The sequence below is a fragment of the Perlucidibaca aquatica genome, assembly GCF_001676655.1.
GTDB classification, from domain to species: Bacteria; Pseudomonadota; Gammaproteobacteria; order Pseudomonadales; family Moraxellaceae; genus Perlucidibaca; species Perlucidibaca aquatica.
On sequence record NZ_LZDB01000001.1, the window covers coordinates 511,233 to 534,565 of the forward strand.

At 57.6% G+C, this 23,333-nt stretch carries 24 protein-coding genes; 16 read left to right on the forward strand and 8 right to left on the reverse strand.

The annotated features are described in order from the left end of the window. Nucleotides 1-16 precede the first annotated feature (16 nt). Nucleotides 17-235 (reverse strand): hypothetical protein, encoded by a 219-nt coding sequence (locus A8710_RS02535; RefSeq protein ID WP_068857893.1) that lies wholly within the window; start codon nt 233-235, stop codon nt 17-19. 7 nt (nt 236-242) lie between these two features. Here A8710_RS02535 and A8710_RS02540 point away from each other — a divergent pair, with 7 nt between their 5' ends. From A8710_RS02540 to A8710_RS02550, 3 genes are all read left to right on the forward strand, one after another. After that, complete coding sequence (locus tag A8710_RS02540; RefSeq protein ID WP_068857894.1) at nt 243-602, forward strand: helix-turn-helix domain-containing protein; 360 nt, start codon at nt 243-245, stop codon at nt 600-602. 69 nt (nt 603-671) lie between these two features. Beyond that, nucleotides 672-2,237, forward strand: coding sequence for an alpha/beta hydrolase (locus A8710_RS02545; protein ID WP_157686245.1), 1,566 nt, complete (start codon nt 672-674; stop codon nt 2,235-2,237). A gap of 57 nt (nt 2,238-2,294) precedes the next feature. After that, nucleotides 2,295-3,215, forward strand: a complete 921-nt coding sequence (locus A8710_RS02550; protein WP_082968606.1) for an oxygenase MpaB family protein — start codon at nt 2,295-2,297, stop codon at nt 3,213-3,215. Nucleotides 3,216-3,217: 2 nt separating this feature from the next. On the opposite strand, the gene A8710_RS02555 is transcribed toward A8710_RS02550, so the two are convergent. Then, entirely contained in the window at nt 3,218-3,577 is a 360-nt protein-coding gene (locus A8710_RS02555) for an ArsC/Spx/MgsR family protein (protein ID WP_068857896.1), read from the reverse strand. A 68-nt stretch (nt 3,578-3,645) separates the two neighbouring features. On the opposite strand from A8710_RS02555, the gene A8710_RS02560 reads away from it, so the two are divergent. Both A8710_RS02560 and A8710_RS02565 read left to right on the forward strand, forming a co-directional pair. Then, entirely contained in the window at nt 3,646-4,092 is a 447-nt protein-coding gene (locus A8710_RS02560) for a hypothetical protein (protein ID WP_157686247.1), read from the forward strand. An 82-nt stretch (nt 4,093-4,174) separates the two neighbouring features. Further along, nucleotides 4,175-5,239 (forward strand): NAD-dependent epimerase/dehydratase family protein, encoded by a 1,065-nt coding sequence (locus A8710_RS02565; RefSeq protein ID WP_264753519.1) that lies wholly within the window; start codon nt 4,175-4,177, stop codon nt 5,237-5,239. Between the two features lie 9 nt (nt 5,240-5,248). Here the strand turns inward: A8710_RS02565 and A8710_RS02570 are convergent, their stop codons facing one another. Together A8710_RS02570 and A8710_RS02575 are read right to left on the reverse strand one after the other, a co-directional pair. Beyond that, nucleotides 5,249-6,883: a phosphoethanolamine transferase gene (locus tag A8710_RS02570; RefSeq protein ID WP_082968607.1), complete on the reverse strand. Its 1,635-nt coding sequence runs from the start codon at nt 6,881-6,883 to the stop codon at nt 5,249-5,251. Between the two features lie 12 nt (nt 6,884-6,895). After that, a complete protein-coding gene (locus A8710_RS02575; RefSeq protein WP_068857898.1) occupies nt 6,896-7,600 on the reverse strand; it encodes a phosphatase PAP2 family protein in 705 nt (234 codons plus the stop codon). A 168-nt stretch (nt 7,601-7,768) separates the two neighbouring features. Between A8710_RS02575 and A8710_RS02580 the strand changes: the two genes are divergently transcribed. The 6 genes from A8710_RS02580 to A8710_RS02605 all read left to right on the forward strand — a co-directional run bounded on the left by A8710_RS02580 (nt 7,769) and on the right by A8710_RS02605 (nt 16,885). Beyond that, the gene (locus A8710_RS02580) at nt 7,769-8,488 is read left to right on the forward strand and encodes a TetR/AcrR family transcriptional regulator (RefSeq protein WP_068857899.1); all 720 of its coding nucleotides are present in this window, start codon (nt 7,769-7,771) and stop codon (nt 8,486-8,488) included. Beyond that, nucleotides 8,475-9,875 (forward strand): TolC family outer membrane protein, encoded by a 1,401-nt coding sequence (locus A8710_RS02585; protein ID WP_068857900.1) that lies wholly within the window; start codon nt 8,475-8,477, stop codon nt 9,873-9,875. The genes A8710_RS02580 and A8710_RS02585 overlap by 14 nt, the downstream gene beginning before the upstream one ends. A gap of 26 nt (nt 9,876-9,901) precedes the next feature. Beyond that, nucleotides 9,902-11,041, forward strand: a complete 1,140-nt coding sequence (locus A8710_RS02590) for an efflux RND transporter periplasmic adaptor subunit (protein ID WP_068857901.1) — start codon at nt 9,902-9,904, stop codon at nt 11,039-11,041. 14 nt (nt 11,042-11,055) lie between these two features. Further along, entirely contained in the window at nt 11,056-14,157 is a 3,102-nt protein-coding gene (locus A8710_RS02595) for an efflux RND transporter permease subunit (protein ID WP_068857902.1), read from the forward strand. After that, on the forward strand, nt 14,154-14,729 hold the full coding sequence (locus A8710_RS02600; protein ID WP_068857903.1) for a hypothetical protein: 576 nt from the start codon (nt 14,154-14,156) through the stop codon (nt 14,727-14,729). Before A8710_RS02595 ends, A8710_RS02600 begins: the two co-directional genes overlap by 4 nt. Nucleotides 14,730-14,806: 77 nt before the next feature. Then, the gene (locus A8710_RS02605; protein ID WP_198341590.1) at nt 14,807-16,885 is read left to right on the forward strand and encodes a TonB-dependent receptor; all 2,079 of its coding nucleotides are present in this window, start codon (nt 14,807-14,809) and stop codon (nt 16,883-16,885) included. 51 nt (nt 16,886-16,936) lie between these two features. Here A8710_RS02605 and A8710_RS02610 read toward each other — a convergent pair whose 3' ends face one another. Genes A8710_RS02610 through radC form a run of 3 tightly spaced genes read right to left on the reverse strand, consistent with a single transcriptional unit; the run spans nt 16,937 to nt 18,185 of the window. Beyond that, nucleotides 16,937-17,239: a BrnA antitoxin family protein gene (locus A8710_RS02610; RefSeq protein ID WP_068857905.1), complete on the reverse strand. Its 303-nt coding sequence runs from the start codon at nt 17,237-17,239 to the stop codon at nt 16,937-16,939. Next, nucleotides 17,229-17,474, reverse strand: a complete 246-nt coding sequence (locus A8710_RS02615) for a BrnT family toxin (RefSeq protein WP_068857906.1) — start codon at nt 17,472-17,474, stop codon at nt 17,229-17,231. Before A8710_RS02615 ends, A8710_RS02610 begins: the two co-directional genes overlap by 11 nt. Before the next feature lie 36 nt (nt 17,475-17,510). Then, nucleotides 17,511-18,185 carry a RadC family protein gene (gene radC / locus A8710_RS02620; RefSeq protein WP_068857907.1) on the reverse strand — a complete coding sequence of 225 codons (675 nt, stop codon included), beginning with the start codon at nt 18,183-18,185 and terminating at the stop codon, nt 17,511-17,513. Nucleotides 18,186-18,276: 91 nt separating this feature from the next. Here radC and coaBC point away from each other — a divergent pair, with 91 nt between their 5' ends. From coaBC to A8710_RS02645, 5 genes are read left to right on the forward strand one after another with little or no spacing between them, the layout of a single operon-like run. Beyond that, complete coding sequence (gene coaBC / locus A8710_RS02625; protein WP_068857908.1) at nt 18,277-19,527, forward strand: bifunctional phosphopantothenoylcysteine decarboxylase/phosphopantothenate--cysteine ligase CoaBC; 1,251 nt, start codon at nt 18,277-18,279, stop codon at nt 19,525-19,527. Nucleotides 19,528-19,559: 32 nt separating this feature from the next. Beyond that, on the forward strand, nt 19,560-20,018 hold the full coding sequence (gene dut / locus A8710_RS02630) for a dUTP diphosphatase (protein WP_068857909.1): 459 nt from the start codon (nt 19,560-19,562) through the stop codon (nt 20,016-20,018). Nucleotides 20,019-20,045: 27 nt separating this feature from the next. Next, entirely contained in the window at nt 20,046-20,951 is a 906-nt protein-coding gene (argB, locus tag A8710_RS02635; RefSeq protein ID WP_068857910.1) for an acetylglutamate kinase, read from the forward strand. Continuing rightward, nucleotides 20,951-21,730 carry a sulfite exporter TauE/SafE family protein gene (locus A8710_RS02640; protein ID WP_068857911.1) on the forward strand — a complete coding sequence of 260 codons (780 nt, stop codon included), beginning with the start codon at nt 20,951-20,953 and terminating at the stop codon, nt 21,728-21,730. Before argB ends, A8710_RS02640 begins: the two co-directional genes overlap by 1 nt. Beyond that, on the forward strand, nt 21,727-22,485 hold the full coding sequence (locus A8710_RS02645) for an Hpt domain-containing protein (RefSeq protein WP_068857912.1): 759 nt from the start codon (nt 21,727-21,729) through the stop codon (nt 22,483-22,485). The genes A8710_RS02640 and A8710_RS02645 overlap by 4 nt, the downstream gene beginning before the upstream one ends. Here the strand turns inward: A8710_RS02645 and A8710_RS02650 are convergent. Beyond that, nucleotides 22,414-23,259: a class II glutamine amidotransferase gene (locus A8710_RS02650; protein ID WP_068857913.1), complete on the reverse strand. Its 846-nt coding sequence runs from the start codon at nt 23,257-23,259 to the stop codon at nt 22,414-22,416. The two genes, A8710_RS02645 and A8710_RS02650, sit on opposite strands and share 72 nt — an antisense overlap. Between the last annotated feature and the right edge of the window lie 74 nt (nt 23,260-23,333).

Below are 23,333 nucleotides of genomic sequence, written 5' to 3' on the forward strand. Positions count from 1 at the left end.
CGGACAAACTCCATTGTCACGGCGACAACATTTGCTGGACACGCTGGCAAATTTGTTGGGCGATGACTTTATGATGCGCATGAGCACTGACGCCCGCTATGTCGATGGCTATCGCATCTGGCTGCGCTTTGATACGCAGGCGGCTCGCTTCGCGATCCGATTTTGTCTTTAAGGCAAAATAAAGAATAAAAATTGCTTTATTGGCTTTGCCTTGATGGCAAAGCAACCAGAACAATCAGGCCATGAAAATTGGTCTAGTCATCAAGGGTTTACGAATCGAACAGGGCCTTAAGTTAGAGGCGCTGGCAAACGATCTTGATCTGGCCGCCAGTACGTTGTCGCGTATTGAAAGCGGTAGTCGCAACCCCTCGCTGGACGTGTTAGCAGCGCTAGCAGAGGCGCTTGGCGTGAAGGTCAGCGATATTTTTAATGAGGCCGAGCGTGCCTCGGCCATGGCCTCTAGCTTGGCGCGCGAAGTGCCCAGTGACTACGATGCTTCAGGTCTCCAACTTCGCCGTATTTATCGCAGCCTCACCTCAGCGAATCAGCTCATCGCCTTAGACGTACTCAAGACGCTCGCCAAATCCCAAAAAGTTGATTGAATCATCGCTGGCTCCATGCCCGTTTTCTGAGTACCTTTCGAGCATAAAAATAAGAAAAGGTTTGCTGTCATGAACGGTGTTCGCAGTTTAAGCATGGGCTTGCTCGCCACTGCACTTCTGGCTTGTGGCGATGGCCCAGGCCCTTCCTCCTCTTCGCCTTCAGGCGTTAACGATCCTGCCCCCGCGGCCGCGGGCCTGCCTTTGCTGGGTGGTCTGGGCGGCGGTGAGGATGACCCAGCCTGCGGTACGTATTCAGATGGTAGTGCTGGGTTCGCTGCCTGCGAGCTGAAGAATTTTGCACGCGTCAGCGAGGCGGCGCGAGAAGAGGCGACCAATCCCGTTTTTCTGCAGCGCTTACAAGCGCAAAGCCTGGCGAATTTGCAGGCGTATCTAGCCCGAATCGCGTCTGACCCCAGCTATTTGCCGGTGGGCGCAGGCGGCATTCCGCTCAACACCCCGGTAACGCCCTTGTGTGCGAGCTGGAGCATGCAATGTGCCGGTGATCCGTTTCGCTATCCCGGGGTAGATCCGTTTTACGAGCGCGAGGCCGTTGTTGAGTCGGTGACCTACTACGATCGCGAGTGTGCGCGAATTTCGGGCCATGTCTGGCGCCCGAAAAACTCAACGGGGCCGTTGCCTACCGTGGTCATCGAAAACGGTTCTGTGCAGGCGCCAGAGCCGCTGTATTGGTGGATGGCACAGGCGTTAGTGCGATCGGGATATGCCGTGATGACCTTTGATCCGCGCGGGCAGGGTCGCTCCGATCAGCAGACGCCCACGGGCGGGCAGGGCAGTAACGCGAATTCAGCGGTGTTCTGGGAAGGCTTGGTGGATGCCATTGATTTCTTTCGCTCCACGCCAGCCAAGCCCTACCCGCACAACACCAGCTGTGCAGGCACGTATCCCACGGTAGTCACCGCGTTTAATCCACAGCATGGCGTGCAGGATCGCGAGCGACTCGGCATTGTCGGTCACTCCTTGGGCGCTACCGGGGTGTCGGTCGTGCAGAGTTATGGTGCGGCGGGTGCAGAGCCGTGGCCGGGAAAAATAGATGCCAGCAATCCCGTCGATGTGGCCGTGGGTTGGGATGGTTTGCGGGCTCCCGGTGAAGACTCATCGGGTGGCTTGTCTACGCTCACGGGCTTGCTCGGTCAGGGTGGAGAAATGCCTAAAGTTGTGGCGCGAGTGCCCAGCATGGGGCAGAACAGTGAATACGGCTTAACACCCGTGCCATTTACATCAGCGCCTCCTAAAGACGGCCAGCTGGCACCGTTTAAAGCGTGGCAGACGGCTGGCGTTCCCGTTTTCGAGTTCACCATTCGTGGCAGTTCACACTATGAGTGGTCGCTGCTGCCAACTTTCCCGGCCACGTCATGGTGTCCAGAAGTCATTGACGGGCGCTGTGTGGGAGGCTGGGGGCGACCGATGGCTGAACATTACACGCTGGCCTGGCTTGATCGCTGGCTGAAGCGGGATGGCGAAATGGGTTTCGCAGATGCCGATAATCGTCTGCTTGCAGACGCTCAATTTCTACCGCGTTTTAGCTTTTATTATCAGTCCGCACGTGATTTTCCGACACGCAAAGGCGCATTGGCAAAATGTGCAGATATCTTGGCGGGATGCGCAAAGCCTTGATCGTGACCGGTTGGTCATTTATGCTCGTAACAATATTCGACAAAAGTTAATTTGAGCATGATGACCTCCCATTCAGGCCGTAAATACTCCAAGAAATTGGGCTTCATGCCTAATCCTGCCGTGGCTCGTGAAATCGCTGGACTGGATGCGCAAGCCGATTGCCAGCGTATTGTCTATTTGCTCACGGCCTACGAGTTCCCCTGGGATATCACCCGGTCGCTTGAGGTGGCGCTGTTCTACACCTATGCCAGCGATACTGTCTCTAAACTGCTAGATCGCACCCGCGAATTTCAAGATCACGGCCAAAAGCGTTACGACGACACGCGCCTGCTCATCGCCCACTTCATGGAGTCAGGCTGGGATGGCGACGTTGGCAGTCGTGCGCTCGCCCGCATCAACCAGACCCATGGCAATTACCGCATTCCACAAGATGACTTTCTGTTTGTGCTCTGGACCTTCATCGAGTTCCCCATGCGCTGGACGAGTGAGTTCAGCTGGCGGCCAATGACGGCGCATGAGCAAAATGCTTGGTTTAATTTCTGGTGCGAGATCGGCCGTCGCATGGGCTTGGTTGGGATCCCTGAAAGTAAGCCGGCTTTTGATGCCTTTGTGCAGGCATACGGTGAGCGACATTTTGTGCCCGACGATGCCAGTGCGCGCGTCGCTGAAGCCACACTGGCGATTGTGCGTGCATGGCTGCCCGCGCCATTAAAGGGTTTGGTGGCGCCAGCCGTGGCCAGCCTGATTGATGAGCCAGCATTCCTTGCGGCAGTGAAACTTAAACCAGCCCCCGTGTTGATGCGAAAAGTCGTCAGACACAGCCTAAAGGCCTTGGCGGGTATGAAGCGAGTTATTGTGATGGGGGGATATCCCACGCTGCTGGCCGACGCGCCTAACCGTACCTATCCTGGCAACCGTTATGAGATAGAGGCGTTGGAGCCGGCTCATTTGCAGCAACGAAAGAAACGCGCCTCATGACCTTAGTCGAATAAAGCCAAAATCGCTTCTGGCGGGCGACCAATAATGGCTCTCCCTTGGCGTACCACAATGGGTCGTTGTAGCAGGCGTGGTTCCTTGGCTAGAGCCTCAAGCACGGCGATAGCGTCCTCGCGATGCGCTAACACGGCGGGGCATAGTGTGCACGCATCGTCCTCCCGTAAAAGCGCCGAAGCGGGCTGTCCGAGCTGTGCCAGAAGTGTTTCAAGCTCTGCGTAATTGAGCGGCTCAGCGACATAATCACGAATAAGCAGAGGTTCATCGAGGCGGTCGGCTGCTTGTTCCGCTAGCATGAGCGCGGCCCGAGATTTTGAGCAGCGGGCATGATGAAAAATCGTAATCATGAGGCGGGTGATCCTGCACGGGGGATTGATCGCGTTATGATGCCACTTTACTTGCTCGGAGAGCTGTCTTGCCGGTCGTCCTGATGAGTGTGTTGCGCTTCCTGATTGCCTTGGTACAAATGGCGGGTTTGATTGCCTATTTCCATCAGTATCACGAGTGGCCGCTGTTGCCGACGGCGATTGTTGCGTTGGCTTTGACCCTGCTGGCGCCCATTGTGGCGACCATTTTCGGCTTTATGGGCGCTGTCTATGCGTGGTCTTGGCCGTGGTGGTTAGCCTTCTTAGTCTTCCTGCCGGGATTAACGTTGGCCCTTACCGCAGTGGCTGGCGTGGGAATTCTGGGGATGCTTTCGGCTTTTCTGCTCAAACGCTTCGGTATAAAACTCGCAACGCGGGGCACAGCGGGCGGGGCAGGACGGGCGTCGCCGCATACGGCGGAGCCATCAGTCGCAGGGCGTGGCGATACCATTGAGGGCGAAGTGCTCAGCTCCCGCGTGGATACCGACACCAAGTAAATAAGACGCCGCTCGGCGGTGTAGCGTCGACGCTGGACGCTTCTGGCTCCATACTCGGACATTCGCCCATGGAGCCTTCACGATGTCATTGATCAACCCGCAAGCCCCCGTTTTAGTCACCGGCGCCAGTGGTTATGTCGCCGGCTGGATTGTTAAAAAACTCCTTGAGGCAGGTCATACCGTTCATGCCACGGTGCGTGATCCGAGCAAAACCGCGAGCGTGGCGCATTTGCAGAAAATTGCAGATGCCAGCACGGGTACGCTGAAATTGTTCAAAGCTGACTTGCTCGATCAAGGCGCGTTTGCAGTGCCGATGCAGGGTTGCGAGTTGGTCATTCACACAGCCTCACCGTTTGTGGTCACCGGTTTTACCGATGCCAACGAGGCACTGGTGCGTCCGGCGCTGGAAGGCACGCGCAATGTGCTGCAGTCTGTGAATGCCACCGACAGCGTGCGCCGCGTCGTGCTGACCTCCAGCGTGGCAGCGACCTTTGGTGACAACTGGGATGCCCGCGATGTGCCCGGTAATCGTCTTGATGAAACCTTCTGGAACACGACCAGCAGCGTTGATCACCAGCCCTACCTGTACTCGAAGACAGTAGCTGAGCAAGAAGCCTGGGCCATGCAGAAAGCGCAGAGTCGCTGGGATCTGGTCTGCATCAATCCCGGTCTGGTCATGGGCCCGGCGCTGACCACCAACAGCATTTCGGCAAGCATCACCACGCTGCAGCAATTCGGTGATGGCACGCTGGCCATGGGTGCGCCGTGCATGTGGAACGGTCTGGTCGATGTTCGTGATGTTGCGGACGCTCACATTATTGCGGGCTTCAAGCCCGAAGCGAATGGTCGTTACATTCTCTGTGCCGAGTCGCTGACGCTGCTTGATATGGCCGCAGCACTGCGCGCCCACTTTGGTTCGAAGTATCCCTTCCCGCGCATGACGGTGCCCAAAATTTTATTCTGGCTGGTGTCGCCTTTTTACGGCTACACCCGTGATTTCGTCTGGCGCAACATGGGCTGGCCGATGCACTTCAACAACGCCCGCAGCCGCGAAGGCCTGGGCATCCAGTATCGCGATGTGCGTCAGGCCGTCTGCGAGCATTTCCAGCAGCTCATTGACGACGGCTTAGTTAAGCGTCGCAGTTAAACCCCGCTGTCAGCAGCCGCTCGTGAGATCAAGCGCAGGGTTGAACACCTGCGTTCTCACCCCAGCAAGCCCTAGCACGCTGTGAAAAACATTATCGTGAGAGATGGCCTGCGTTTTTCGCTTTATCAAACAGGCGGCACGCGCGGGCTCTTGCCCGGCAAAATCAGCTGATAACCAAGACAGCATCGGCACGTGCGTCTGCTGTGACGGTGCAAACAGATACGGCGCGCCATGCAAATAAAGCCCGTGTTCGCCTGTGGATTCACCATGGTCAGACACGTAAAGCAAGGCGCTGCTATAGCGTGAGTCCTGAGCCATCGTCTGGATTATTTTGGCAAGAATGTGGTCTGTGTACGCAATGGTATTGTCATAGGTGTTGGTGATTTGCGCGGGTGTGCAGCTCTGCAGCGCGTTGCTGTTACACGTCGGTGTGAAGCGCTCAAATGCCTTGGGGTATCGTCGGTAGTAAGCGGGGCCATGACTGCCGGCTTGGTGCAGAACGAGCACGCGATCGATGGCTGGTGCGGTAGCGAGTTTTTGCTGAAAACTCTCCAGTAAAAGGCCGTCCTGGCATTCGCCGTTGACGCACCAAACCGATGCTCGATTCGCCAGCATGGGAACTTTTTCGACGCGATCACATGCGCCTTTGCAGCCAGAATTATTGTCTAGCCAACTCACGGCGTAGCCGCTGCGTTGCAGAATATCGAGTAGCCCTTCGCGATGTTTGGCTACGTCGGCATCGTAACGTGAACGGGTAAAGCCAGAAAAAAGACAGGGTAACGACACCGCAGTCGCTGTGCCGCAGGAGCTGACTTGCGTGAAATACGTGATGGGCAGAGCGGCTAATTCGGGTGTGGTGTTACGGGCGTAACCTTGTAACGAAAAGCTTTCGGCGCGCGCGGTTTCGCCCATGACCAATACGATAAGCCGTGGTTTTGCCTGCGGGCTTAGAGGCGGTGAGCGGTGCGCATCCTGACCATAGGCTTGCATAGGGATAGCTTCAATGACCTCCTGATGTTTGAAATATGCGCGTAGGCCCGTGACATAGTTATGCGGCACGAGGGAGTAGCGAATGCTGCGATGTTCGCGAAAAATTGAGGCGAGGTCGGCGTAGAAGCCTGCGGCAACGGCAGCGATGAGCAATAAGCTTGCGGCACTGCTGAGTACGCGATTGCGTTGGCGTTGGAGCCAGCCTTCACTGACCAGTGGCTTAGACCAGATCCAAATGAGTGGAAGACCCGCAATTACAACCACATAGCCCAGCATATTCCATGTCAGTAAATCGCCGATTTCGTGCGCGTCTGTTTCCATCATGTTTTGAATTTGGCCGGCATCAATGCCAACGCCAAACGAGTTGATGAAATAGGCGCTCAGGGCGGAGGCAATCAAGATAAAAGTCAGTACGGGCTTTGCGAGACGGCCCCACGTAACCCAGGTCAGAAAGAGGTTGATGTACGCCGCTAGCAATCCCAGCATGGCCACGATAAAAACGGGAAAACGCCCATCGTGATAAGGCGTTAATTCAGCGACTTTTTGGATAAAGGTGGTATTGGCCAAGACGGCGAGCCACAGCGAAACAAGCGCATTAATCAACCATAGTTTTTGCGTCAGTCGGGCTTGAAGCTTGGGTAAGTGTGAGAGCACGAGGGAGTTACCTTAAGTCAGAAGAGAGGGTATGGCAGGAGGCTGTTCAGCCCGCATCCGCAGATACATATGAAAAGCCAAGCTGGTGCAGGCGCCGGTGACGGCAGCCGTCATCACGACATGACTGACAAAGTGCGCGCCTCTTACGATCTGAATCGCGCCACAGAGGGCACCAAAGACCGCCACCGCAACGCCAGCGTGCCTCGTGAGTCGTGGCCGCCAAAGCGCGCAGGCATACACCACGGGCCACCACATAAAACCCACAGCCGCGTGACCACTGGGAAAACAACCTCCGCTACCGGCATCTATAGGTTCGGGGTCGAGCAGACGGAAAAATGCGGAGTGGCCGCCGAATGCCGCCAGGCTCCAGGGGCAGCTGTGCACCGAGTGGGTTTTCAATAAGCCATTAATGGCTAATGCCCATAGGGAGGTGAGTAAAATGAAACGGCCGGCGTAAAAGGCCGTGGTTTGCTTCACCGAATATTGATGCACGGTGAACGCCAATAGCGCCAGCCACATCACAGCGCTAAGCCCCCGCGTCAGCGAATGCGCCATTAGCCAGAAAGCGTTATTTCGCAGCGGAAAGCCGCCTGCCTCGTTACCGTGAAAATAGGACGCTACTTGCCAGTCAATCGGGCTGCAGCGTGAAATAAAAACGGCGGTTAGGGCTAATCCTAGCCACACCAGTAGATCGTAGGGTTTGCGTGTGGTGGCCATACCGGACTCTCACTAAGAGGATGAGGATCTTGCATATGGCGGTCTTTCGAGGGGCTTACTCAGACATTAATGTTTATTCATCTGGCCTTATTCACTGTGAGTTTTGTTGGCTTGCAGAAAAAGTGAATCAAGTTCAGTATTCGAGCCTTAATTTTTATCGATGATGCCATGGGTACCAAAGAGCGACGCGAGCGGCAGTTTCAGGAGCGCGAGCAGCGACTATTAGCCGCTGCGCGACAGCTCATTGTGCGCGATGGCTTGCTGAATCTGCAGATGGCGAAGCTGGCTGAAGTCAGTGAGTACGCCATGGGCACGCTCTATCAGCACTTTGCCAGTAAGGAAGACTTGCTCGTTGCCCTGATGACGGAGTCGGTTGCTGAGCAAGCGGCTCTATTTCAAAAAGCGTCAGGCTGGAAAGCCAGCACGCGCGAACGCATGTTTGCCATTACGGTGGCCGACATGATTTTTGTGCAGCGCAGTCCAGAACATTTTCGCGTGGCGCAGTATGCGCATTGCGAGGTGGTCTGGAGTGCAGCCAGCTTATGTCGTCGTGAGGCACATTTTGCTGCTAGCCAGCCTGTCTGTGATGCCGTGTTAGCGATTGTGAATGATGCCATTGCCTGCGGTGATCTCGATCCGCGGGGGATGCGCCCTGAGTCTGTTGCCACGGGTTGTTGGTCCTTGACCCTAGGCGTGCACAACTTGGTCCATGCGGATGGTCTGCTAGACCACTTTAATGTGCATACCCCTTACTTTTTGCTCGCCCGCCATATGCAACATTTGCTCAATGGTATGGGCTGGTTACCGTTAATTGATCCGGCGGATACTGGCGCACTAGAGGCCTTGATTGCTCGCGTCCGAACTGAGGTGTTTGATGAGTCAGAATAGAGTCACGTTAAAACCGGCGGCCTTGTTGCTGGGCTGTGCCGTATTCGCCAGCACGGTATCGGTATCTGCGTATGCCATGCGCCTGGCACCGGAGCCAGCGGCTACGGAAACCATGACGTTGCGCGAGGCCTTGCAACGCGCCATCGCCAGTGATCCTGCGGTGGCCGCGTCGTTGGCAGAGCGAGCTGCAGATCGCGAAGCGGGCGTGCAAGAACGCGCCACACGCTTACCGTCACTGAACGTGACCGGCGCGATAAAAAATACCGACTCAGATGTGATTAGCACGCCTTTTAAGGATCCGACTGCAACGACCAGCGGTTTCCAAGAGCGCTACGATAGCTGGCAGCTCGGCGCGGAGTTGCGTCAGCCCTTATTCCGTTATGACCTGTTGGCGCGTGGTCGTCGGGCAGACGCGCAAGATCAGCTCGCGGAGCAAGCTTTTATTCAGCGCGGGCAAGCGCTAGTGATTCGTGTGGCCGAGCGCTATTTAGCGGTGCTCAATGCCAGCAATGAATTGGCGCTGGCGCAGAGCGAGGCGGAGGCGGTGAGCAAGTCGCTGGGCGATGTGCGCAAACGTTATGACGTGCAGTTAGTCGCGGGTACTGATCTGAAGGAAGCGCAGGCGCGTGAAGATTTGGCTCAGGCCAATTTGCTGGCCGCTCAGCAGGCCGTGGATTCGGCACAGGATGCGCTAGATGAAGTCACGGGCAATGGCCGTGCGCAGTTATTTGTACTGAAGTCGGCGACTGAGTTACCCGCTTTGGATAGTTTGGATGCCGAAGTTTGGCTGACCCGCGCGCGCGCCAGCAACCCAGCGTATCAGCAAGCGCTGGCGCAAGTCGCCGTTGCACAGGCCAATGCCACCAGTCGTCGTTCGGAGTCCTTGCCGGTATTAGACCTAGTCGCCACGCATGGGCGTCAGGATATGTCTGAATCACGCATTGGTTCCAAGGCCAACAGCACGGAGGTGGGCGTTGAGCTGAGGCTGCCACTGTTTGCGGGTGGCGCCATGTCGAGTAAGGTCCGTGAAGCGCAAGCACGCTTGGCGCAAGCCCAAGCCGAGCAAGCGCGCAGCGAGCGCGAACTGTTGCGTGAAACGCGTCGACTGTTCCGTGAAGTTCAAACGGCGCGCGCGCAAAGCCAGGCTTTTCAGCGCTCGCTAGAGTCATCGCAAGCGGCTGAGCAAGCCACGCGGTATGGCTACGAGGCCGGTAAGCGCACCATTACCGATGTCTTGAATGCGCAATCCAATACGGTGCAAGCCAAACGTAATTTAGATCGCAGCCGTTACGACGTGCTGTTAAAAATGCTGCAACTAAAACAGCAGGCCGGGGTGTTGGATGCCAATGACCTGACCACTGTCGACACGCTACTGACTTCGAATTAAGCGCCGCGCGCCCAGGAATAAAAAAGATGAACAAACGCATGATGTGGATGTTGATTGGCACCGGAATCGTTTTCGGTGGCGTGTTCGGCATGAAGTGGTTCGGCGGCAAAATGATGAACCAGTATTTCGACAATATGCCGATGCCACCGGCCGTCGTTTCCTCGGCTACGGCCAAATCAGAAACCTGGGCGGCCAGTCTGAGCGGCGTAGGCACGGTGGTCGCCAGCAATGGCGCCGATGTCACTACGGAGTCGGGCGGCATTATTGCAGCGCTGCATTTTGAGTCGGGCGCGCGCGTCAAAAAGGGCGATCTGTTGGTGACCCTTTCTGCCGGAACAGAACGGGCGGATCTGGCACGCTTGCAAGCTCAGGCCGATTTAGCCAAGTCCGAATATGCGCGTTTAGAGCGCTTGTTTAAGCTCGATGCCATTTCTAAGTCTGAACTGGATCGTGCTCAGGCCGACCTCAGTGCCGCTCGTGCCGGTGCCGATGCTCAGCGTGCAAAGTTGGCGCAAAAGCAGATTCGTGCGCCGTTCAGCGGCCAGCTTGGCATACGCCAGGTCAATGTGGGCCAGTACCTGAGTGCCGGCACGCCCATCGTGTCGTTGCAGGCCATCAACCCCGTGTTTGTGGACTTCACCTTGCCTGAGCAAAATCAGGCCGCCGTGGAAAAGGGCCAGACCGTGACCGTGGTGGTGGACTCGCAGCCGGGCCGCACGTTCAGCGGCGTAATCTCGGCCATTGAGCCCATGATGGATAGCAAAACACGTAACTTTAAGGTGCGTGCGCGCTTCGACAATGCCGATGAAGCGTTGCGTCCGGGCCTGTTTGCTCGCGCCAGCATCGGTCTCGCCAAGACCGCTAGTGTGGTCACCATCCCGCAAACGTCCGTGAGCTACAACCCCTACGGCAACTCGGTGTATGTCATTCAGTCGGTAAAAGGCAAAGCGGCTGACGGCAAGGTCACCGATGAGCTGGTGGTGCGCCGCCGTTTCATTAAGACCGGCGAGACACGCGGTGATTTGGTGGTGGTCACCGATGGCCTGAAGGCTGGCGAGCAAGTCGCCACCAGCGGCCTGCTGAAATTGCAGAACGACAGCAAGGTCAAGATCAATAACACCGTGCAGCCGTCCGCTTCGGCAACGCCTACACCGACTGACAGCTGAGCAGGGTCGCGACCATGAACTTTACCGATATCTTCATCAAACGCCCGGTGCTGGCGCTGGTGGTCAGCCTGATGATCCTGCTGCTGGGTTTGAAATCAGCGTTTGACCTGAACGTGCGTCAGTACCCCGAGCTGCAAAATGCCGTGGTCAACGTCACCACGGTCTATGTCGGTGCCGATGCCGACCTGATTCAGGGCTTCATCACCACGCCACTGGAGCGTGAGATCGCCTCGGCGCAGGGCATCGACTATGTGAAGTCGACGAGCATCTCGGGTGTCAGTTCGATTCAGGTTTACCTGCGTCTGGACTATGACCCCAACGAGGCGCTCACGCAGATTGCCGCCAAGGTAAATAAGCTGCGCAACCAGCTGCCGGAAGCATCGGAAGACCCGACCGTCGAGCTGTCGGTGGGTGACACCACGGCGGCGATGTATCTGTCGTTCTATTCGGACATTCTCGACAACAATCAGATCACCGACTACCTGGTGCGTGTCGTCGAGCCTCGTCTGGCTACGGTGGCGGGTGTGCAGCGCGCCAAGATCCTCGGTGATCGCACCTTCGCCATGCGCATCTGGATGAAGCCGGAACGCATGGCCGCCTTGGGTGTGACCGCGAGCGATGTTTACGGCGCTCTGCGTAATAACAACGTGCAGGCTGCCCTCGGAGCCACTAAGGGGTCGATGGTGCAGGTCGATCTCACCGCCGCAACCGATCTAAATACGCCTGAGCAATTCCGCTCCCTGGTCGTGCGCTCCACGCCCGACGCCATGGTTCGTCTTGGCGACATCGCCGATGTGGTGCTGGGCTCCGAAAGCTATGGCACGCAGGTGTCGTTCAACGGCAAGAGCGCCACGTTCATGGGCATTGAAATTGCCCCGGACGCGAACTCGCTGGATGTCATCAAGGACCTGCGCGAAAACGTCTGGCCGGACATCCTCAAACAGCTGCCGGAAGGTCTGAAGGCGAATATTCCTTACGACTCCACGCGCTACATTCAGGATGCCATTAACGAAGTCATCAAGACGCTGATTGAAGCGGTGGCTATTGTCATCGTGGTGATCTATCTGTTCCTGGGTTCCATGCGCAGCGTGCTGATTCCGGCGGTCACTGTGCCGCTGTCCATGATCGGTGCCTGCTTTTTAATGGTGCTAATGGGCTTCTCGATCAACCTGCTCACGTTGTTGGCCATGGTGCTGGCGATCGGCATGGTGGTCGATGACGCCATCATCGTGCTGGAAAATATTCATCGCCATATCGAAGATGGCATGAAGCCTTTCGATGCGGCGATTAAGGGCGCGCGCGAGCTGGTCGGGCCGGTGATTGCCATGACCATCACCTTGGTTGCGGTGTATCTGCCGATTGGTTTTATTGGCGGGCTGACCGGTACGCTCTTTGTTGAATTTGCCTTTACGCTGGCGGGCGCGGTGCTGCTGTCGGGTGTGATTGCGCTGACGCTGTCGCCGATGATGTCGGCCATGCTCTTGCACTCCAAAAAGGAAGAGCAGGGCAACCGTTTCGCGCACTGGCTGGATACGAAGTTTGAAGCGCTGCGCCTGAACTATCAGCGCAAGTTGCACGGCGCACTCGATGACAAGCATGTCATCGCGACCTTTGGCGCGATTGTGCTGGTGTCGTGCTTCTTCCTGTTTAAGAGCTCGCCGCAGGAGCTCGCACCGGAAGAAGACCAGGGCTTCTTCCTGATCTTTTCGCAAAGCGATTCGTTTTCGTCGCTGGACTATCTGACCAAGTTCACCGATGAGCTGGTGAAGATCGCCAATGCTATTCCCGAGAAAGACAACTTCTTCTTGCTCAATGGGGTGGGTGGCGGTGGTTCGGCAGTGGGCAGTAACACGGCGATCTCCGGTATCGTGATGAAGCCGTGGACGGAGCGCGAACGCACGACCAAGGAAGTGCTGACCGAAGTCACCGGGCAAGCCAATGGCGTTGCCGGTCTACAGAATGCAGTTTTCGCACCGCCGTCGCTGCCCAGTGGCGGTAACGGCTTCCCGGTTGAGTTCATCATCACCAGCACGGCATCACCCCAGGCCATGCTGGAGGCGGCTAATGAGGTGGTCGGACAGGCCATGGCAAGCAAGAAGTTCATCTTCATGCGTGCCGACCTGAAGATCGACAAGCCGCAGGTCAAGGTGGATGTGGATCGCGAAAAGGCCGCCTTGCTCGGTATTAACATGAGTACGCTGGCGGCAGACATGTCGGCCATGTTGTCTGGCGGCTATGCCAATCGCTTTAGCATGGAGTCACGCTCGTACAAGGTCATTCCACAGGTTGAGCGCAGTGAGCGTCTGAATCCGGATCAGCTCTCGCAGTACTACACGCGCACAGCATCGGGTGAGCTGATTCCGCTGTCTACCGTAGTGACCCTGCGCGATACCGTGCAGCCGCAAGCCTTGAACCGTTTCCAGCAGCTCAACGCCGTCACCATCTCGGGCGTGCAGCGTCCGGGCGTAACCTTGGGTGACGCGTTGGGCGTGCTTGAGCAAGCGTCGGCGCAAGTGCTGCCCAAGGACTACGGTGTTGATTACGCTGGCGGCTCACGTCAGTACAAAAACGAAGGTTCGGCGTTGGTCGTCACCTTCTTCTTTGCCATGGTCATCATCTATTTGGTGTTGGCGGCGCAGTTCGAATCGTTCCGTGACCCCATCATCATGTTGGTCACGGTGCCGATGTCGATCTGCGGCGCGCTGCTCTGTCTCAACATCGCAGCCATGTTCCAGACGCCCGGGGCGAGCATCAACATCTATACGCAGGTGGGGTTGGTGACGCTGATCGGGGTCATTGCCAAGCACGGCATCCTGATCGTGGAGTTCGCCAATCAGCTACAGAAGCAGGGCTACTCTAAGCGATTGGCGATTGAAGAGGCCTCGTCGATTCGTTTGCGCCCGGTGCTGATGACCACCGCCGCGCTGGTGCTGGGCATGCTGCCGCTGCTGTTCGCGACCGGCCCCGGCGCTGCTGCCCGTTTCTCCATGGGTCTGGTGATCTCCACCGGCATGACCATTGGTACGTTGTTCACGCTGTTTGTGGTGCCGGCGATGTATCTTTACCTCGGCCGCGAGCATGTCGCTCAAGATAAACCGGTCGAGGAGACAGCATGACCGCACTGTTACTGACGTTGGCGGCACTGAGCATCTGGCTGTATCAGGATGCCCAGCGCCGGCAGATGAATTCGCCGGGCGCTTGGGTGGTTTTACTGTGCCTACTGGGACCGGTGGCGCTAGCGGCGTATTGGGCGACAAGGCCGCTGTATCAGGGCGAAGTGCGTGTGGGTGGTCGCGGTTGGATCATGATGCGCGTATTTGTCGTTGCGGTGTCTGCGTGGGCCATTTTGTTCGCCGCAGTTTTCTCGGTCTGGCTCAGTGCGTTCATGCCCTTGGTCGCGATATTCGCGTTATTCATTGGGCTGGGACTGTTCTTTGCCGGAGGTTGGGTCTTTGTGGTGGCATTGTTGCTGCTCGCGGCCTGGCTTATCCGTGATGGTCAGCGCGTAGAAGTGGGCCCCACCCATGCGGCGCTCATGGGCGTGCCCGTACCTACTTATGGTGATCGCCTATTGAAAGTGATTTTCCTGATGGGATTGTTGTCTGTGTTTATCTTCACGGAACCGAGCCATCCCGAGTGGATACAAGAGTCGGAATGGCAGAGCATGCCGGAGCGCTTGCAGCTCTAACATTTTCTAAATGAGAATTGTTTTCGTTCGTATCCTCTATTATGCTCTCCGCATCAAATTCGATGCCGGAGAGCGCCGTGTTCAAGCCTAACCCCCTCAGTGTTGCCATCATGCTTGCCTGTACAGGCGTTGCCCCCAGTCTTTATGCGGAAGAGCAAGTGCTGGCTGAAGTGCAAGTGTCAGCAGCAGCAGATGCCCCCGCTACCAACGGCTACCAGCCGGTGTTTAGCCGCGCCTCGACCAAAACCGATACGGCATTGCTTGATACCCCACAGTCTGTGAGCGTGGTCACGGCTCAGCAAATCAAAGATCAAGCCGTACAAAGCATGGCAGAAGCCGTGCGTTACACCCCGGGCATCACCTTTGCGCAGGGTGAAGGCAACCGTGACGCTGCGGTGATTCGCGGGAGCACCAGCACCGGTGACTTTTTCTTAGATGGCGTGCGTGACGATGTGCAGTACTACCGTGATGTCTACAACATCGATCGCGTTGAAATTCTGAAGGGCTCTAACGGCCTGGCCTTCGGTCGTGGCGGCGCTGGCGGTGTCATCAATCGCGTGAGCAAAGAGGCTGGCTGGACGCCGGTGCGCGAAGTGAATGTGTCGGTAGGTTCGTATGACCACAAGCGAATTGCTTTGGACGTGGGCGGTGGCTTGACGAGCTCGGTTGCAGGTCGAGTCAACGTCGTGAGCGAAGACTCGGACAGCTATCGTGATGGCGTCAGCGTGCGCCGCAACGGCATTAGCCCAACCCTGACACTGAAGCCCAGCGACCGCACTAAAGTGGTTCTGTCTGCCGAATACTTCAATGACCTGCGCGTCACCGATCGTGGCATTCCGTCACAAAATGGTAAGCCGTTCAAAACGGACGAGTCCACGTTCTTTGGCAACGCCGAGCAAAGCCCAACTGAAACCACGGTGCGTACGGTGGGTATGGCAATTGAGCATAGGTTCAAGAATGGCGTGATGCTGAGCAACAAGACGCGCTACGCCGATTACGACAAGTACTATCAGAATGTGTATGCCAACGGCAGCGTCAGCGGTGCCAATATGGTGGCATTAGCGGCCTACCATGATGATACCCAGCGTCAGAATGTGTTTAATCAGACTGACTTACTGGTGCGCGCAACCACCGGTTCTATCAAGCACGACTTGCTCCTTGGTACGGAGTTTGGCCGTCAGGATACGGAGAACTTCCGTATCAATGGTACTGTCACTCCATCCTCGGTGTCGGCTTCTAATCCTCGTGGCGTAGCGACGTTTGCTGCTACACGTGCACGCGATAGTGTTAGCCAAGTGGATGTTTCAGCGGTTTATATTCAGGATCAGCTGACCTTCAACAAGCAGTGGCAAATGGTGCTAGGTCTGCGTCAGGATCGTTTTGTGACGGACTTTACCGACAAGGTGGGTACAAACTCAGGCAAAACAACAGATACAGAGCTGTCTCCTCGCGCTGCGTTGATTTACAAGCCGGTTGATTCAGTCTCTATTTATACCAGCTACAGCAAAACCTTCGTTCCGCGCGCTGGGGATCAGTTGAGTTCGTTAACGGGCGCAAACCGAAATTTCGATCCTGAGTCCTTTTTAAATAAGGAAGTGGGTGTGAAATGGGATCCTCGCGCAGACCTCTCGCTGGCGGCGACGTTGTATCGCTTGGAGCGCGGTAATGTCGCTATTACCGACCCCGCAGTTACCACTCAAGCTATCCTAGTCGACGGTCAACGAGTTAAGGGTGCCGAGCTGAGCGCAACCGGCAAAATCAATCACGCCTGGTCGGTAACGGGTGGGTACGCGTTTGCGGATAGCGCCATCACCAAGTCGCAAACGATGTCGATTAAAGCCGGTAACGAAACCAACCAAACACCGCGTCACACCTTCTCGTTGTGGAATCGTTATGACGTAAACGATCGTTACGGTGTCGCTCTGGGCTTTGTCAGCCGTAGCCGCATGTTCGCTCAGGACGACAACACGGTGAAACTGCCTGGCTATGGTCGTGTCGATGCCGCGGCCTTCCTCAATGCATCGAAGAATCTGCAGTTACAACTCAACATCGAAAACCTGCTTAACCGCGACTACTACGTAAACGCGCACAACAACAACAACATCACACCGGGCTCGCCCATCGCGGCACGTCTGTCAGCAACCTATAAGTTCTGATCGTGGTGATGTAGAGCAAAAGCCCTCGCCGATGTGCGGGGGCTTTTGCGTTTAGTGCTTCAGCGTTAGCCATTCTCGTAATGCCGAGTTCATGCGAGTTTGCCAGCCCGGGCCAGTGGCGCGGAACGACTCGATAACTTCGGCATCGTAGCGAATCGTCAGCGCCACTTTTGGGTTGCTGCTCTTCGGGCGGCCTCGCGTCAGTAAGACGCTCGCCTGCTCCTTACCCAAGATTTCAGGCAACACATCTTCTGCTCTTCGGGCGTGCTGGAAGTCGTCAGCCATCCATTCGGGATTAGTTTCATCCGGCTGGCTGGCGGCCTTGCTGGCTGAAGTGCTTGATTTAGCGTTCATTCGCTTTTCTCAAACTAATGATGTGAAGCCGGTTTTCTCGTGGCGTAAAGACCACGACATGCAATCGCGTGTCGATGAGCCCAATGGCTCTGAACCGGTGCTCGCCATAATCATGGCGCAGATCTTCGATAATCCATGCTGTATTCCATGAAAATGCGTGCACCAAATCAAAGTGCAGCCCACGCAAAAGCTCATTCTGTCTGGCCTTGTCGGGATCGTAGGATAGTTCAGTCATGATTATTGTGGCTACAGTAAGTTTTCAGGCTATCCGTCAAAGCCAGCCGCGCTCGGCAAACGACACGGGCTCGCCGTCGCCGATCACCAGATGGTCGAGGGTGCGTACCTCAACGAGTTCCAGGGCGGTTTTCAGTCGTTGCGTGATGTGCCGGTCGGCGGCGGAGGGCTCGGCCACGCCGGAAGGGTGGTTATGCGCAAAAATGACCGCGCCGGCGCGTTGGGCCAGCGAGCGCTTCACCACTTCACGGGGGTGAATAGAGCAGCTGTCTAGCGTGCCTCGGAAGAGCTCTTCGAAGGCAATGACGCGGTGCTGATTGTCGAGGTAGAGCACCGCAAAGACTTCGTGGTCGTAGCCGCGAAGCTGGGCGCGCAGGAATTCACGGGTGGCTGCTGGGCTAGTGAGCTTGCCTTGGCGGCTCAGGCTTTCACTGAGGTAGCGTCGGCTCAGCTCAACGGCAGCATGTAATCTGGCCACACGCGCTGGCCCCCAATTCACGCGCAATAGCAGGTCTTCCAAGGGGGCATCGAGTAAGTCGCGAATGCCGCCGTAGTGTTGTAACGCTTGCCGTGCCATGTCCACCGCAGTCAGGCCTTCACGACCATGGCCTATGAGCAGGGCCAACAGCTCAGCCGTGCTAAGGGCTCCCGGCCCCTGAATTAAGAGCTTTTCCCGTGGCCGCTCTGCCGCTGGCCAATCTCGAATACGCATCAGCTGTGACTCCTGTCGAACATAAAATCCCTACGCTGCCGTGGTATCTTTCGCAGCTGCATAAGGTATAGACCCGGATTGGAGCTTTCGCATGCTCGCGCGGCTGTCAAACAAACATATTTTGCTCGGCGTTACCGGCGGGATCGCGGCCTATAAAAGTGCCGAATTGATTCGCCGTTTGCGCGACGCTGGCGCTGACGTTCAGGTGGTGATGACCGCGGCCGCCCGCGAATTCATCACGCCGCTGACGCTGCAGGCGCTGTCGGGCAATCCGGTGCATGTGGATTTGCTCGATCCGGCGGCGGAAGCGGCCATGGGCCATATTGAGCTGGCACGCTGGGCCGATCTGTTTCTGGTGGCGCCGGCATCGGCCGACACCTTAGCGCGGCTGGCGCAGGGCATCGCCAATGACTTGCTGACGACCTGCTGGCTGGCGGCATCGGGCAAGAAGGCCGTGGCTCCCGCGATGAATCAACAGATGTGGGCTGACGCAGCGACGCAGGTCAACTTAGAGACCCTAAAAAGCCGTGACATTGCGGTGTTTGGGCCCGGCAGCGGCGCGCAGGCCTGTGGCGACATTGGTGCTGGTCGCTTGCTGGAGGCGCAACAACTCGCTGACCTCTGTGCCGATCAATTCGAGAGCGGCCTGCTCAGTGGCACACATGTGGTGATCACCGCTGGCCCCACGCGTGAAGCGTTGGACCCGGTGCGTTATTTGAGTAACCACAGCTCGGGCAAGATGGGGTTTGCGCTGGCCGAGGCCTGTGTCGAGGCCGGTGCACGCGTCACATTGATTGCCGGTCCGGTGCATTTGCCCACACCCGCTCGCGTGCAGCGCGTGGATGTGGTCAGTGCGCTAGACATGCTGGCGGCGAGTGCTGCTGTCGTGAATGACGCTAAGGCGGCTGTGGGCTCGGCGCGTACCGTGTTCATCGCCACCGCGGCTGTGGCCGATTACCGGCCGGCACAAGTCGCAGCACAGAAGATTAAGAAAGGCCTGAAAGACGACACCTTGGATATCACGCTGGTGAAAAATCCAGACATTGTGGCGAGCATTGCCGAGCAGGCGGATAAACCGTTTGTGATGGGCTTCGCCGCAGAAACGCATGCGGTGGAAGCCTATGCCTGTGACAAGCTGGCACGCAAAAAGCTTGATCTCATCGCCTGCAATGATGTGTCGCGGGCCGACATCGGCTTCCAGAGCGACGACAATGCCATGACCGTGTTTTGGCCCGATGCGCAGGCACACGAAAAGGTGGCGCGTGTGGAGTTAGCCAAAGCTGGGAAGTCGCAGATTGCCCGCGAACTGGTGCGCCTGCTAGCCGCCCGACTGACGCCTTGAACATTGATTTTGAAGAAACGGAATCTCCAACCATGAAAATCCCTTTGCAAGTTCGCATCCTTGATGACCGTATCGGTCGCGATCTGCCGCTCCCAAGCTATGCCACCGAAGGTTCTGCTGGCTTGGATCTGCGCGCATTGCTGGATGCGCCGCTGACCCTGAACCCAGGCGACACGGTGTTGATTCGCACCGGTCTGGCGATTTACATCAGCGACCCCGGTTATGCCGGCCTGATCCTGCCGCGCTCGGGTCTGGGCCATAAACATGGCATCGTGCTCGGCAATTTGGTGGGCTTGATTGACGCCGATTATCAGGGCGAGCTTATGGTGTCGTGCTGGAATCGCGGCAGTGAGCCTTTTGTCATGCAGCCCGGTGAGCGCCTCGCGCAATACGTGCTGGTGCCAGTGGTGCAAGCCGAATTCAACATTGTTACTGAGTTCCAGGCCACGGCACGCGGTGCTGGCGGCTTCGGCAGCTCGGGTCGTCACTAACTCCTATTCAGTAACGCGAGATATCTCATGGCTCTCACGCAAGATGCAGCTCTTAACATTGCCAAGGTTCTGACCGAAGCACTGCCCTATATTCAGCGCTTCAATGGCGCCACCATCGTGGTCAAATACGGTGGCAACGCCATGACCGATCCGGAGCTGGAGCATTCGTTTGCGCGCGACATCGTGCTGATGAAAACCGTTGGCCTGAACCCGGTGGTGGTGCACGGCGGTGGTCCGCAAATTGGTGACTTGTTGAAGAAAATCGGCAAGGTGTCTGAGTTCATCGACGGCATGCGCGTCACCGATAGCGAGACCATGGATGTGGTGGAAATGGTGCTCGGCGGCTTGGTGAATAAGTCCATCGTCAATCTGATTAACCAGAACGGCGGTCGTGCCATTGGTCTCACCGGGAAAGACGCCAACCTGATCCGCGCCAAGCGCATGACGCTGTCGCACAAAGATGCCGACGGTGTGATGCAGGAAGTCGATATCGGTCAGGTCGGCGAAGTGGCCGGCATCAAGACCGACGTGCTCGAGCTTATGTTCGGCAGCGATTTCATTCCCGTCATCGCGCCAGTAGGCGTGGGCGACGATGGCGCGTCGTACAACATCAACGCCGACCTCGTGGCAGGCAAAGTGGCTGAGGCACTGAAGGCTGAAAAGCTGATTTTGCTCACCAACATTCCCGGCGTGATGGACAAGAATAAGCAGGTGCTGACCGGCCTGACCACTAAGGATGTGGACGCACTCATCGCCGACGGCACGATCTACGGCGGCATGTTGCCGAAGATCGCCTGCGCGTTGGATGCGGTAAAAGGCGGCGTGCAATCGGCACATATTATTGACGGTCGTGTGCCGCATGCCTGCCTGCTCGAAGTCTTCACGGACGAAGGCATGGGTACGCTAATCAGCAACCGCGCCCGCAAGAAATAATGTCGGAGGCGGTGCTGGAGCAGGTCGGCCTGCTGGCGATTTCGTTTGTCGCCAACACGCTGTCGTCGCTGGCGGGTGGCGGTGCCGGGCTGCTGCAACTGCCGGTGCTGATCTTTCTTGGGTTGGCGTTTCCGACGGCGCTGGCCACGCACAAGATTGCCAGCGTGGCGCTGGGGTTGGGTGCGACGCTGCGGCATCTGCGGGCTGAGCCGATCAACTGGCGCTTTGCCGGCTTCATTTTGCTGGCTGGCTTGCCCGGTGTCTGGCTAGGTACACAAATCATTCTGCAAATTCCTGAGGCCTGGGCGCGTGCAGCACTGGGTGTGCTGACGCTGGGGTTGGGCGCTTACTCCATGGCGCGGCCACAGCTGGGCAAGGTCCATGCCGTGCAGCATACCGACCGTCTCGGCCTGCTCATTGGCGGTGGCGTGTTGTTTGGCATCGGCGTGCTCAACGGTTCGCTGACCTCGGGCACGGGCCTGTTTGTGACGATCTGGCTGGTGCGCTGGTTTGGCCTGGACTACACGCGAGCGGTGACCTACACGCTCATCTTGGTTGGCCTGTTCTGGAACGGCACGGGTGCGTGGTTCATCGCGCAACAAGCGCCGGTGCGCTGGGATTGGCTGCCGGCGTTATTGCTTGGATCCTTCCTTGGCGGTTATGTCGGTGCGCATCTCGCGCATAGCCACGGCAATGGCTTGGTGAAGCGCTCGTTCGAAGTTCTCACCGTGCTCATCGGCAGCAAATTGCTGTTCGATGCCTGGCCGCACCTCACATGAGCGATGCCACGCTGACGAGTCTTTTTCGCCAGCAGGCGCAGCGACTGCATGTCACGATCACGGCACATTGGCAGCGCTGGCAAGCGGGCGATGAGTCGGCGCTGACGCCGCTGCGCCATGCCGTGCATTTGCTCAAGGGCGCGGCGCTCACGGTCTCCGCCGATGCTGTGGCGCAGGCGCTGCACGATCTCGAAAGCCATTTACAGTCGGGTCAGCAAGTGGAGGCGCTGGGTTGCTGGCCTGTGCTTTCTGCGGCGTTGATGCCGTGGCTGGACGATGCAGGCAAGTTGCCAGTCGCGACTTCCCCGGAAAGCCTGCGCCGCGCTTTGCGCGAAAGCTTCGCCGCGCAAGTCAGGTTGGGCAGTCAGCCCGCGACGTTGCATCTTCAGCTCGACCCGCACTGGCCGAGTAGCCATGCGTTGCTCTGGGATGTCTGGCCGCAATTACTCCGTAATGCGCTGGTGCATGGCGGCGAATCAGGCGATGTCCGGCTCGCTGATGGCAAGCCCGAGCGCCTACAAGTCTGGCTGCGCTTGCGCCGCCGAGGTGAGCATTTCAGCCTTGTTGTGGCCGATGATGGTCGCGGTCAGGCCCGGCCAGCCCAGACGCCGGATTTGATGGCGGGCAGAGGCTGGGGCGTGGCTGCTGTGCGCGAGGTGGTGATGGGCTTGCCATCAGGACGACTAAGCTTCCGATGTCGTGCCGGCATCGGCAGTGTGGTGCGGATTCAATGGCATACCCACGGCGTGATCTGAGGTACTGATCGACGCCTGCAGCGCGCCATCACGAAACATCAGCAGCGTGCCGGGCGCGACCGGCGTCCAGACTTCATTGTCGGTGAGCGGCGCGGTGGCGATCACGGCCACGCGATCGTCCGGCCCGGTGTGCTCACTGAAATCCACACTCACATCTTCATCGCTCAGATGTGCCACCGAAAACGGGGCCTCGCGCACGATCCAGGTCAGCAGCGTGGAGCAATGTGCGAGCAGCCAGTCGCCGTTGGACAGCAGAAAATTGAAGGTGCCATGGCGGGCAATCTCGCCGGCCACGCGCGTCACCACCGTGAGCAGCTCTTCGTCACTGGGCCGGCCATCCGAGCAGCTCAGCAGGATCTGATTAAGCAGATGGCAGAACGCCATTTCGCTGTCGGTATCGCCTACCGGACGCACCGGGCCGGGCGTCGCCACAAAATCCTTGAGGTCACCATTGTGTGCGAACAGCCAGTAGCGGCCACCGAGTTCGCGCTGAAACGGGTGCGTGTTCTGCAGCAGCGTCTGCCCTTGCGTGGCCTTGCGAATATGCGCGATGACCTGACGCGAGCGTATCGGGTAAGCGCTCACCAGCGCGGCAATCGGCGAGGTCACGCTGGCTTCGGTGTCGATGAACAAGCGGCAGCCGGCATCCTCGAAAAAGCCGATGCCCCAGCCATCGGCATGATGGTCGGTGAGACCGCCGCGCTGGCGGAAGCCGCTGAAGGAAAAGCAGATGTCGGTGGGCACATTGGCATTCATGCCCAGCAGCTGGCACATCGGAAAGCTCCTGAGAGGGAACAAAGAAGAGTGCGCCATGCCGAGCTTAGTATCGGCGTCAGCGCCAAACCAGA

Bases quoted from the DNA above. Each gene is read 5' to 3' on its own strand.
- A8710_RS02645 (WP_068857912.1), top strand. From the start codon at position 21,727: ATGAGCGATGCCACGCTGACGAGTCTTTTTCGCCAGCAGGCGCAGCGA.
- A8710_RS02555 (WP_068857896.1), bottom strand. From the start codon at position 3,577: ATGATTACGATTTTTCATCATGCCCGCTGCTCAAAATCTCGGGCCGCG.
- A8710_RS02600 (WP_068857903.1), top strand. From the start codon at position 14,154: ATGACCGCACTGTTACTGACGTTGGCGGCACTGAGCATCTGGCTGTAT.
- radC (WP_068857907.1), bottom strand. From the start codon at position 18,185: ATGCGTATTCGAGATTGGCCAGCGGCAGAGCGGCCACGGGAAAAGCTC.
- A8710_RS02545 (WP_157686245.1), top strand. From the start codon at position 672: ATGAACGGTGTTCGCAGTTTAAGCATGGGCTTGCTCGCCACTGCACTT.
- A8710_RS02580 (WP_068857899.1), top strand. From the start codon at position 7,769: ATGGGTACCAAAGAGCGACGCGAGCGGCAGTTTCAGGAGCGCGAGCAG.
- A8710_RS02595 (WP_068857902.1), top strand. From the start codon at position 11,056: ATGAACTTTACCGATATCTTCATCAAACGCCCGGTGCTGGCGCTGGTG.
- A8710_RS02610 (WP_068857905.1), bottom strand. From the start codon at position 17,239: ATGAACGCTAAATCAAGCACTTCAGCCAGCAAGGCCGCCAGCCAGCCG.
- A8710_RS02615 (WP_068857906.1), bottom strand. From the start codon at position 17,474: ATGACTGAACTATCCTACGATCCCGACAAGGCCAGACAGAATGAGCTT.
- A8710_RS02590 (WP_068857901.1), top strand. From the start codon at position 9,902: ATGAACAAACGCATGATGTGGATGTTGATTGGCACCGGAATCGTTTTC.
- A8710_RS02540 (WP_068857894.1), top strand. From the start codon at position 243: ATGAAAATTGGTCTAGTCATCAAGGGTTTACGAATCGAACAGGGCCTT.
- A8710_RS02640 (WP_068857911.1), top strand. From the start codon at position 20,951: ATGTCGGAGGCGGTGCTGGAGCAGGTCGGCCTGCTGGCGATTTCGTTT.
- coaBC (WP_068857908.1), top strand. From the start codon at position 18,277: ATGCTCGCGCGGCTGTCAAACAAACATATTTTGCTCGGCGTTACCGGC.
- A8710_RS02565 (WP_264753519.1), top strand. From the start codon at position 4,175: ATGTCATTGATCAACCCGCAAGCCCCCGTTTTAGTCACCGGCGCCAGT.
- A8710_RS02575 (WP_068857898.1), bottom strand. From the start codon at position 7,600: ATGGCCACCACACGCAAACCCTACGATCTACTGGTGTGGCTAGGATTA.
- A8710_RS02650 (WP_068857913.1), bottom strand. From the start codon at position 23,259: ATGTGCCAGCTGCTGGGCATGAATGCCAATGTGCCCACCGACATCTGC.
- A8710_RS02550 (WP_082968606.1), top strand. From the start codon at position 2,295: ATGATGACCTCCCATTCAGGCCGTAAATACTCCAAGAAATTGGGCTTC.
- dut (WP_068857909.1), top strand. From the start codon at position 19,560: ATGAAAATCCCTTTGCAAGTTCGCATCCTTGATGACCGTATCGGTCGC.
- argB (WP_068857910.1), top strand. From the start codon at position 20,046: ATGGCTCTCACGCAAGATGCAGCTCTTAACATTGCCAAGGTTCTGACC.
- A8710_RS02585 (WP_068857900.1), top strand. From the start codon at position 8,475: ATGAGTCAGAATAGAGTCACGTTAAAACCGGCGGCCTTGTTGCTGGGC.